This window comes from Thermotoga sp., assembly GCF_021162145.1.
Classification (GTDB): domain Bacteria; phylum Thermotogota; class Thermotogae; order Thermotogales; family Thermotogaceae; genus Thermotoga.
Window position 1 is genome coordinate 1 of record NZ_JAGGZH010000137.1, and the last position, 10,882, is coordinate 10,882.

The 10,882-nt window shown below is 47.7% G+C and carries 10 protein-coding genes; 7 read left to right on the forward strand and 3 right to left on the reverse strand.

Annotation, left to right across the window (positions count from 1 at the left end; genetic code table 11):
* From J7K79_RS08195 to ugpC, 5 genes are all read left to right on the forward strand, one after another.
* Window positions 1-646: amidase (locus J7K79_RS08195; RefSeq protein ID WP_296907393.1), on the forward strand; the 646-nt coding region annotated here is incomplete at its 5' end.
* Window positions 643-2,091 (forward strand): Asp-tRNA(Asn)/Glu-tRNA(Gln) amidotransferase subunit GatB, encoded by a 1,449-nt coding sequence (gatB, locus tag J7K79_RS08200; protein WP_296907396.1) that lies wholly within the window; start codon window positions 643-645, stop codon window positions 2,089-2,091. The genes J7K79_RS08195 and gatB, both read left to right, overlap by 4 nt.
* A gap of 4 nt (window positions 2,092-2,095) precedes the next feature.
* Window positions 2,096-2,830, forward strand: a complete 735-nt coding sequence (locus tag J7K79_RS08205) for a hypothetical protein (RefSeq protein WP_296907397.1) — start codon at window positions 2,096-2,098, stop codon at window positions 2,828-2,830.
* Between the two features lie 120 nt (window positions 2,831-2,950).
* A complete protein-coding gene (locus J7K79_RS08210) occupies window positions 2,951-3,214 on the forward strand; it encodes a type II toxin-antitoxin system Phd/YefM family antitoxin (protein ID WP_296907400.1) in 264 nt (87 codons plus the stop codon).
* A gap of 2 nt (window positions 3,215-3,216) precedes the next feature.
* Complete coding sequence (ugpC, locus tag J7K79_RS08215) at window positions 3,217-4,320, forward strand: sn-glycerol-3-phosphate ABC transporter ATP-binding protein UgpC (protein ID WP_296907402.1); 1,104 nt, start codon at window positions 3,217-3,219, stop codon at window positions 4,318-4,320.
* A 14-nt stretch (window positions 4,321-4,334) separates the two neighbouring features.
* Here ugpC and J7K79_RS08220 read toward each other — a convergent pair whose 3' ends face one another.
* The 3 genes from J7K79_RS08220 to J7K79_RS08230 are packed head-to-tail and all read right to left on the reverse strand — an operon-like array spanning window position 4,335 to window position 8,980.
* The gene (locus tag J7K79_RS08220) at window positions 4,335-6,329 is read right to left on the reverse strand and encodes a cell division protein FtsA (RefSeq protein ID WP_296907405.1); all 1,995 of its coding nucleotides are present in this window, start codon (window positions 6,327-6,329) and stop codon (window positions 4,335-4,337) included.
* The gene (gene mutS2 / locus J7K79_RS08225) at window positions 6,326-8,599 is read right to left on the reverse strand and encodes an endonuclease MutS2 (RefSeq protein ID WP_296907407.1); all 2,274 of its coding nucleotides are present in this window, start codon (window positions 8,597-8,599) and stop codon (window positions 6,326-6,328) included. The genes J7K79_RS08220 and mutS2 overlap by 4 nt, the downstream gene beginning before the upstream one ends.
* Before the next feature lie 3 nt (window positions 8,600-8,602).
* Entirely contained in the window at window positions 8,603-8,980 is a 378-nt protein-coding gene (locus J7K79_RS08230) for a hypothetical protein (RefSeq protein WP_296907410.1), read from the reverse strand.
* A gap of 29 nt (window positions 8,981-9,009) precedes the next feature.
* Between J7K79_RS08230 and J7K79_RS08235 the strand changes: the two genes are divergently transcribed.
* Both J7K79_RS08235 and J7K79_RS08240 read left to right on the forward strand, forming a co-directional pair.
* Window positions 9,010-9,978, forward strand: a complete 969-nt coding sequence (locus tag J7K79_RS08235) for an N-acetylglucosamine kinase (protein ID WP_296907416.1) — start codon at window positions 9,010-9,012, stop codon at window positions 9,976-9,978.
* A partial coding sequence (locus tag J7K79_RS08240) for a 6-phospho-beta-glucosidase (protein WP_296907413.1) occupies window positions 9,975-10,882 on the forward strand: 908 nt, incomplete at its 3' end. The genes J7K79_RS08235 and J7K79_RS08240, both read left to right, overlap by 4 nt.

The window sequence follows — 10,882 nt, forward strand, 5'->3', positions numbered from 1 at the left end:
AGTTGCAGAGAGGTTCGAAGAAGCCCTGAAACTTCTGGAAGGACTCGGCGCGAAGGTGGAGAGGGTGAAAATCCCACACATCAGGTACTCCGTTGCCACATACTACGTTATCGCTCCTGCTGAGGCGAGCTCAAACCTTGCCCGATTCGATGGCGTCAAGTATGGCCTCAGAATAAAAGAGAAAGGTCTCAGAGAGATGTACATGAGGACAAGAAATGTGGGGTTTGGTGAAGAGGTAAGAAGAAGAATAATGATCGGAACCTTCACCCTCAGTGCTGCCTATTACGAAGCTTACTTCAACAAAGCAATGAAGGTGAGAAGGAAAATTTCAGACGAACTCAACGAAGTGCTTTCTCGGTACGATGCAATTCTCACTCCCACCTCTCCCGTAACCGCCTTCAAGATCGGCGAAATAAAAGACCCACTCACCTATTACCTGATGGACATATTCACCATACCGGCAAACCTTGCAGGTCTTCCGGCGATCAGTGTACCGTTTGGGTTTTCCAACAACCTGCCTGTGGGTGTTCAAGTGATCGGAAAGAGGTTCGCGGATGGAAAGGTCTTCAGAATAGCAAGGGCTATCGAGAAGAACTCGCCGTACAACGAAAACGGCATGTTCCCTCTCCCGGAGGTGAAAGCATGAGATACAGGCCGGTCATAGGACTCGAGATACACGTTCAGCTTTCAACGAAGACCAAAGCGTTCTGCTCCTGTCCAGCAGACGTCTTTGAACTTCCGCCGAACACGGCAATCTGTCCTGTCTGCACGGGCCAGCCAGGTGCACTTCCCGTTCCCAGTGAGGAGATGATCAGGTTCGCTGTCAAGACTGCTCTTGCTCTGAACTGCAAGATACACAAGTATTCAAGGTTCGACAGGAAAAACTACTTCTATCCGGATCTCCCGAAGGGATACCAGATCAGTCAGTACTTCTACCCGATCGCAACGGAAGGATACCTCGAGATAGATGGAGACGAGAGAAGAAAGAAGATCAGAATAAGAAGACTTCACATAGAGGAAGACGCGGGAAAGCTCATGCATGAAGGGGATTCCATCACACGCGCGAGTTACTCACTCGTTGACATGAACAGATGTGGTGTGCCCCTTATCGAGATCGTTACGGAACCAGATATCTCTTCCCCAAGAGAGGCGCGTGTCTTCATGGAAAAACTGAGATCGATCGTGAGATATCTGGGTGTGAGCACGGGCGACATGGAAAAAGGTGCTCTCAGGTGCGATGCGAACATCTCCGTTGTGGATACAGAAACCGGCAGACAGAGTAACAGGGTGGAAGTGAAGAACATGAATTCCTTCAGGTTCGTAGAAAGAGCCCTGGAGTACGAGTTCAAAAGGATCGTCAAAGCGATGGAAAGAGGGGAAGACGTGGAAAGAGAGACAAGGGGATGGGACGCAACAACAAAGACCACCGTCTCCATGAGAGGAAAGGAAGAAGAAAGCGACTACAGATACTTCCCCGAGCCCGATATTCCACCGGTTGTTCTGAGTGATGAATACCTCGATGAGGTGAAAAGGGAGATTCCCGAACTTCCAGACGAAAAGGCAGCTCGCTTCATGGAAGAATACGGGCTCCCAGAGTATGATGCCAGAGTTCTCACGGCGAGCAAGGAACTCGCAGAGTTCTTCGAAGAGTGTGTGAAAGCCGTCAACAGGCCAAAAGATCTCAGCAACTGGATCATGACCGAAGTCTTGAGAGAACTCAACGAAAGAAACCTGGAGATCACACAGACGAAGCTGAAGCCGGAACACTTTGCAGATCTCTTCAAACTAATGGACGAGGGGAAGATCTCGATAAAGATCGCAAAGGAGATTTTCCCGGAGGTGTTCGAAACGGGAAAGATGCCTTCTCAGATAGTGAAGGAGAAAGGCCTTGTTCAAATAAGTGATGAAAAGCTCATAGAAGGGCTCGTCAGAAAAGCGATGGAACAGAATCCGAAAGCAGTTCAGGACTACAAGGCAGGCAAGAAGAAGGCCGCCGGTTTCTTCGTCGGCTTTGTGATGAGAGAAACGAAAGGAAAGGCAAATCCAGAGCTCACCAACAGGATTGTAAGGAAACTTCTTGAAGAGGAGTGAAAGCATGAAAAAACACCTTCTTTTCCTTCTTCTCATCGTGGGGGGAGTGGTTTTTTCAAGTTCTTTCATGTGGACATCCGATGGCTACCGTGTCACATTCGGTGATGTGCTTGTTTTCAGTGTTTACAACGATGAATGGGGTGTGGGTGTTGGCATCACAAGATCCCAGACGAATTTCCAGAAACTCGGTTTTCTGAGGGTGAAGACTTCAGAAGTGACACTGAAGACTGCCCTCCTGCTCGGAAATGGATGGAGTCTTTCTTTTTCCATCGACCAGAGAGACATCATTCCATTTCCGGGAAACGTACACTACGAGTTTCTCATAGGTCGATCTGGGGGGTATGCCCTGCTCGACCAGGACTACATCATGAAAATCGGTGGCTACAGGTTTTCCCTTGACAATTTCTCCTACATGTCCAAGGACACCGTCATGTTCTGTAGTGGCCATATCTCCATGGGAAGCACCTCTTTTGCCTACAGAGTGCTGAACAACACCGCCCTTTTTGGAATCTCCGATGCAGACAGCGTTGTTTTCCTTGGGGTGGGGGGTCTGGACTGGCAACTCGCTGGAGGTGTGGGTTTCAGTTTTCCCGTGGAAAAAGGACTTGAATTAAAATTCCTCGTTTCAGTTTCAAAAAACCGTGTCTCTTATGGTTTTATGGCGCAGGCGAAAAAGGGAAGCACCGAGCTGACGTTTGTTTTGAACACGGACAAGTTCTACTTCAACGTGAAATTTTGAGAAAATGCTTCATATTTCTTCATAAACGGGGATAATCATGGATATCCCCGTTTTTTCGTTTAAAACAGTCCTTGTGATTTTTTGTAAACTTGACTATAATTCTGGTCAAGGAGTGGGAAAATGAATCTGAGTGGTGTGTCCTTTCGCAGTCTGGCGGAAGCGAAGGCGAAGTTCTCTCATGTTGTTGAAGAAACAAAGGAAAAGGACGTGGTCGTGACAAAGAACGGGATCCCGACCGTTGTGGTGATCGATTACGAGAAATACAAAAAATTGATGGAGTTTCTTGAGGAAATACTCGACACTTACCTTTTGGACATCGGCAACGTCGAAAAGTACCTTGAACTCAAGAAATATTTTGAATTCAACGATTCTCAGGAGGTGTGAGGATGGCTCAGGTTGTGCTTGAGAACGTCACTAAGGTGTACGACAACAAGGTCGTTGCTGTGAAGAACGCAAACTTGGTCGTCGAAGACAAGGAATTTGTGGTCCTTCTGGGACCGTCTGGTTGTGGAAAGACAACCACCCTCAGGATGATCGCCGGTCTTGAGGAAATCACGGAGGGAAAAATCTACATTGATGGTAAGGTTGTGAACGACGTCGAACCAAAAGATAGAGACATCGCCATGGTGTTCCAGAACTACGCACTGTACCCCCACATGACCGTCTACGAGAACATGGCCTTCGGTTTGAAGCTGAGAAGATATCCGAAAGATGAGATCGACAGGAGGGTCAGAGAAGCTGCCAAGATACTCGGAATAGAAAACCTACTCGACAGAAAGCCAAGACAGCTCTCCGGTGGGCAGAGACAGAGGGTGGCAGTTGGAAGAGCGATTGTGAGAAACCCGAAGGTCTTTCTCTTCGACGAGCCTCTTTCCAACCTCGACGCAAAACTCAGGGTTCAGATGAGAAGTGAACTCAAAAAACTCCATCACAGGCTCCAGGCAACGGTCATCTACGTGACACACGATCAGGTGGAAGCCATGACGATGGCAGACAAGATAGTCGTTATGAAGGATGGAGAGCTCCAGCAAATTGGATCACCTCATGAGATATACAACAACCCCGCAAACATCTTCGTTGCTGGTTTCATCGGCAGTCCTCCGATGAACTTTGTGAACGCAAAGGTTGTGAGAGGAGAAGGAGGACTCTGGATACAGGCGTCTGGTTTCAAAGTGAAAGTTCCAAAAGAATTTGAAGACAAGCTCGCAGACTATGTGGACAAAGAGATCATCTTTGGTATCAGACCGGAGGATGTCTACGACAAGCTCTTCGCGATGGCTCCAACTCCAGAGAACACGGTAACGGGAATCGTTGACGTGGTCGAACCTCTTGGAAGTGAAACAATCCTTCATGTGAAGGTAGGAGACGATGCCATCACCGCATCCGTCAACCCAAGAACGCAGGCGAAAGAGGAACAGAAGATCGATCTTGTGTTCGACATGACGCGAATGCACGCCTTCGATAAAGAAACGGAGAAGGCTATCATCTGAGGGGGCCGGCCCCCTCACTTTTTTTCTCTGAACTCCACCACATCACCATCCTCCAGTGGATCGGTGAACATCGCTTTCTTTCCGTTTTTGAGAAGTTCATAGTCTCTGAGACCGTCCATCTTCATGTCTTTGAGAAGGTCGAGCACCATCGGTTTGAAGTCTTTCATCTCCACTCTCGATTCACCAACCCGGCGAACGATCTTCAGAGGAATTTTTTTCAAAACGCCGTTGAAGCTGACTGTGATGTGTGGAACCTCCAGCGCCTCTTCAAGAGACTTTTTCCCCTTTTCAACCACCGTGAGTTCACTTCCGAGGGAAACTTCCTCATCATCTTTCAAAGGCCGCCCTTCTTTCAGGAGATCAAAATCCACAACACAAACATTTTTCTCTTCCCCGTTAACAGAAACTTTTACTTTGCCATAAGAAAGCTTTTCTTTGATTTCTTTCACCTTCATCTTTTCTGGAAAGCTGACAAAATCCTCTTCGCTCAATGACTCTTCTAGAGAAGCTGGAGAGCTGTTTTTCAGGATCTCTGGGAATACTTCTTCGATTTCACCCGATGGGAGTGCCACTTTCACAGGCTTTGCAACGTCTTTTATCCTGAGAGGAATGGTCTTTTCTTCGATGTGAACGTCGATCCTGTCTCCATGTTTCACTTTTGAAGAAAGACTCGCCTCTTCCCCGTTCACCAGTATCCTCACAGAGGTCTTTCTTCTTGGTCTCAGAAGGGGCTTTCCGTTCACAACAACGGAGATCGTGTCTCCTCCCACAAGCGAAGAAAACCTGTACCCGGCCTGTATGAGAACCTGCATCACAGAGTATTTCCCGACTGCTCCCATGAGTCTCACGGGGATTCCATTCACAACAACCTGTGAAAAGACAGCCCCTCTGTTCCTCATGGCACTGTACGCTATTCCAACGGGTGTGATGTATTCGCTTCCTTTGACCTTTCCGGTAATATCTTCTACAACACCCGTGCTTTCCACACTCTTCAGTGAAACCCTGTCCAGTGGAAGATTCAACTTGCCAGCGAGTGTTTCCACAAAACTGGGAATCTTTGCTCCACCACCCACCACCATCACAACGGAGGGTGGACCACCGTTGAGTTCTGTTACAACGGAGGAGATCTCCGACGTGATCTGATCCACAACAGGCTTTATGGCAGATTCAACTTCCTCTCTTGTCAGCTCGATCTCTCTGTCGAGAACGTTTTTGACCTTCACTTTCCCTTCTGTGAAAACGGTTCTTTTCACGTGCTCCGCCGTTTGAAAGTCCAGCAGGAAACTCTTCCCTATAGATTCTGTGATCTCGTCTCCCGCGAGCGGAATCATTCCGTACGCCACAACGGTGCCTTCCTTAGATATGGCAATGTCGCTCGTCCCTGCACCGACATCGACGAGAGCGATGTTCAGGTACCTCAGATCCTCTGGCACGGTTAGATCCATGGCCGCTATGGGCTCCAGGGTCACGTGCACCGGTGTGAGTCTTACCGTTTCCAGCACTCTCATCAAAGAGTCCACAACGTGCACGGGAAGAAACGCGGAGACGACTTTCACATAAGCCTTCCCGCCCCTGTGACCTTCCAGTTTCTTCATCCACATGTCGTCCAGTCTGTACTCCACAACGGAGTATCCAACACAGAAGAAATCTCCCTCCACATCACTCTGTGCGTTGCTGACAGCTTCTATCTCCAGTTTCATCACGTCTTCTCTTGTGATGTGTCCCAACTTCGAAAGATCTCTTTCTGCTTCACCGATTTTTGTTTTCAAGAACCTCCCCGCAAGGGCGACCGCCACTTCTTCAAGTTTCAACTCGTTTCTTTCTTCAAGCCTTCGCTTCACCTCTTCAACAGTTTCAGCGACGCCTATCACGTCGTGTACCTGGCCATCGAACATCGTGCGAGTTTTGTGTTCTATCAACTCAGAATCAACGATCCTGATCACACCACTCTCTTCAACTGCCAGCAGACCTGCTATCTTGCGCGTCCCAACATCCAGAGCGAAAATCACACTTCCACCTCCACAACCGTGACACCCGTTCCCCCTTCCGACGGAGTCCCGAACCTGAAAGAGACCACTCTCCTGTCCCTTCTCAGCATCTCCCAGACACCTGTTGCCAGCTTTCCGGTTCCCTTTCCATGGATTATATAGCCTTTCTTGATCCCGTTCATCACCAGATCATCGATGAATTTTTTCACAACAGGTTCTGCCTCTTCGACAGTCATGCCGCGTATATCTATCTCCGTTCTGAAAGAAGAAACAAAATGAGTTCCCTCTTCTTTGTCCTCCTCTTCTTTCTTCTTTGCTTTCCTCAACTTTCCAACTGGCACCTTCACCCTCAAAAAACCAAAATCGACAAGAGCAGTGCTTCCTTTCACATCCACGACTTTTCCAACGGAGGTTCCTCCTTCCATCCTCACATGATCTCCCACGTTGATCTCTTCTTCCATCTCTTCTTCAATGGTTTTTTTCTTCAGATCTTTTCTTTCTTTTTCCAGCACCCTGACAGTCTTCCTCATCTCCTCGACGTTGCCGGACTTTGCCACGTGTATCGCCTGATCGAGCTCTTTTTTGACCTTTCTGATGTAGTCGTTGAGTTCTTTCAGTTCTCTGTCAAACTCTTCGATTTTCATTCTTCTGAGTTTTTTGTAGTCCGCCTCATATTTCGCTCTAAGTTTCATGTACTCTTCTTTCTCTTTCTGGAGCTTTCTCTTTTCCTCCTCGAGTAGGGAGATCTTTTCATGGAGCGATCTTATGAGGCTCTCGAGTTCCATCTCTTCCTGCGAGAGTCTTGACTTGGCGTTCTCAATGACTCGCCTGTCGAGCCCTAGCTTCTCCGCTATCTGAAACGCGTGGGATCCTCCAGGTACTCCAACAAGCACTTTGTAAGTGGGAGAAAGTGTTTCCGGATCGAACTCCATCGACGCGTTCAAAAGGAGAGGGTGGTTCATCGCGAGGATTTTCACAGGTGTATGGTGCGTCGTCACGAAGAGCGTGGCTCCTTTTTCGAGAAGTTCTTCTATTATAGCGATAGCAAGGGCCGCACCTTCGGCAGGATCCGTACCGGAACCCAGTTCGTCGAGTATGACAAGAGAATCGCTGTCAGCGTTCTCGACTATCTCAACGATCCGTTTCAAGTGAGACGAGAATGTGCTCAAACTCTGCTCTATATTCTGTTCTTCTCCGATATCGGCCATGATCTTTGGGAATATCATCAACTCCGTTCCATCGTCGCACAGCAGCGGAAAACCACTCATCATGAGAGCGGTGAAGAGCCCTACTGTTTTCACAGTGACAGTTTTTCCTCCCATGTTCGGTCCCGTGATGATGATTCCCTTTTTGTTCGGTGGAAGCTCCAGGTTTATCGGAACGACCCTGTCTTTTGGAATCAGCGGGTGTCTTGCGTTCACCAGCTTTATTCTTGAAGAAGGTTTCACAACGATTCCGTTGTTTTCCTTTGCAAACTTTACCCGTGCGTAGAGAGAGTCGAAGTGGGCGATTAGATCGATGTTCTTTTCAAGATCGCTCAAATTCGAAAGAAGTATGTTCGTGAGCCGACGAAGAATCCTGCCTATTTCCAGCCTTTCTTCCTCTTCCAACAGACGCATCCTGTTGTTCAATTCGACAAACTCCTCTGGTTCCATAAAAACGGTGGCCCCAGAGGAGGACAGGTGATGCACGATACCTCTCACCGATCTTTTCATAGAGGCTTTCACGGGAAAAAGGTACCTTCCCTCTCTGTAGACGTACATCTGTTCCTGGAGGATCTGAGAGTGCTTCCTTACAAAGTCATCTGCCTTCTTTTTGATTTCCTCTGAAAGATGTCTTTTTTCGTTTCTTATCTCTTTCAATCTTGGACTTGCGTTGTTCGAGATTTCTCCATCTTGTTCTATACACCTGTTCACTTCTTTCACGAATTCCTCAAATGATACAAGTTGAGAGAATGTTTCTTTCAGCTTCAGGTACTCCCGTCTTTTGAGTTCGTTCTTCAAGATGTCACAACCTTCGAGAAAACTGGAAACGCGCAGAAGTTCCCACGGCTCCAAAGAAGAACCTGCTTTCAACTTTTCCAGTTCCGGTGTGATGTCGTTCAACCCTTTTATGGGTGGCTCTCCCCATCTTGTGAGATAATTCAGCAGTTCTTCCACCAGTTCGAGTTCTTTCCAGGGATTCACTTTCGGTTTCAGAGTGTCGAGGTGTTTTTTTCCAAGGTCGGAAAAAGTGTGTTTCTTCACCAGGTCCACAACCTTCGGAAAATCGAGGACCTCAAGGTAATCCACTCTCTACCACCCCAATCTGAGCAATACGGGAAATCTTACGGTGCTTCCTATGAGAATCGCATAGCCAAATCCCCACTTTATTCCACGAAATCTTCGCCAGAAAAACGTTTCAAGGCTAAAATATGGCTTTTGCGAGAGTCCTATCTTTGTTCCAAGTCTCACCACGAAGTCTCCAAGATCTATATCTTTAAAGGCGGAAACGAAGGGTGTGATGTAAGAAAAGTCCCACACTTCAAACCCTGCTCCGAATTTTTCTCCACTCATACCTGCTGTTACAACTCTTCCTCCAGAAGAATCGAGGGAGAGGCTAACGAAGACCTCTCCGAAAAGAGCCGCGGTGGTGGTTAAGAACAGAACGAAGAACGCTCTTTTCAATCTCATCACCCCGAAACGATTATACTATGATAGGGGTGAGAGATTTGATCTTCCTCGGATGTGACGTGGGTGGAACGAAAACGCTGGCGGTTCTGAGTGACGAAGAAGGAAACATCCTCGCCGTTTACAAAGGGCATGGGGCGAATTATCAGGTTGTGGGAAAGGAAAACGCTTTGAAGAATCTGAAAGGAGTGATAAACGGTGTTTTAGAAAGGGCCGGAAAAAATCTTGAAGATGTAGATTTTGCCTTCTTCGGTTACGCAGGCGCCGACTTCGAGTACGAGATGAAGATCGTAAGGAAAATTCTGGAAAAGCTTGGTTTCAAAAGCTTCGACTTCGATAACGATGGAAGAATCGCCTTGAGGTCTGGTACCTTCAACGATGTTGGTATCATGGTAAGCTGCGGAACTGGGAGTATTTCGTACGCCTCCGATGGAAAAAGAGTGAACAGAATTGGGGGACTTTCCTTTTCTCTCGGTGAAAGGCTCGGCTCCCACTATATCGCTTCTCTTGTGACATCCGCCGTTGTGAGGGCAAAAGATGGAAGGGACGACTGGACACTCCTTGTTGACGAGGTCGAAAAGGAGATCGGCCCGGTCGAAACTCTTCTGAGATACGACTACGAAGGTGGAGACATCTCCGAGATTGTTAAAAAAGTAAATCAGATCCTCTTCAAGTGTGCCGAAGATGGAGACACTGTCTCTCTCAGGATATTCAACGAAATCGTGATCGAGGTAAAAAAGATCGTGGACGCGCACAGAAAAACTCTTAACTTCACACCCCCCATCAGGCTGATCCTGGAGGGGAGTTTCTTCAAGAATGCTCCACTTCTTCTCATAAAGATGATAGAAAGCGCAGTTGGAAGGGAATACAAGATCACAATCCCCAAACACGATCCAGTGATCGGTGCGGTGCTGTTTGCCATGGAGCATTCAGGATTTCAGATAACAGAAGAACTCTACACCAGGCTGGTGGAGAACTATCTGAAGGAGGTGAAGGGATGAAAATTGCGGTGATAGGAGGCGGAAGCAGTTATACCCCAGAACTGGTGAAAGGGTTGCTGGACATCTCCGGTGACGTTCAGATCGACGAAGTGATCTTCTACGACATCAACGAAGAAAAGCAGAAGATCGTGGTTGATTTCGTGAAAAGGCTTGTAAAAGACAGGTTCAGGGTGCTGATCAGCGGTACTTTTGGAGACGCGGTAAAGGACGCAAAATATGTGATCTTCCAGTTCAGACCCGGAGGATTGAAAGGAAGGGAAAAGGACGAGAGTATTCCGCTGAAGTACGGTCTCATCGGACAGGAAACAACGGGGGTGGGGGGATTCTCGGCAGCCCTGAGGGCCTTTCCCATTGTAGAAGAATACGTCGAGATCGTGGAAAAAGTTTCAAGCGCGACCATAATAAACTTCACCAACCCTTCCGGGCACATCACCGAGTTCGCCAAGAATTATCTTGGTTATGAAAGGTTCATCGGACTCTGTAACGTTCCCATAAACTTCGTTCGTGAGATAGCGGAAATGTTCTCAGTGGGCCTTGAAGATGTGTTCCTCAAGTACTACGGACTCAACCACCTGAGTTTTGTGGAGAAGGTGTTTGTAAAGGGAAAAGACGTTACCGAAGAAGTCTTTAAAAAACTGAAGCTCAGGCTCTCCAACGTACCCGATGAGGATTTTCCGGAGTGGTTCTACGATTCTGTAAAACTCCTTGTGAATCCGTATTTGAGATACTACCTGATGGAAGAGAAGATGTTCAAAAAGATCACCTCGCATGAACTCAGATCGAGAGAGGTCATGAAGATAGAAGAAGAACTTTTGAAAAAGTACACAACTGCCACCGAGATACCGGAAGAGCTCTCAAAACGGGGAGGAAGCATGTACTCCACGGCGGCCGCTCACCTGATAAG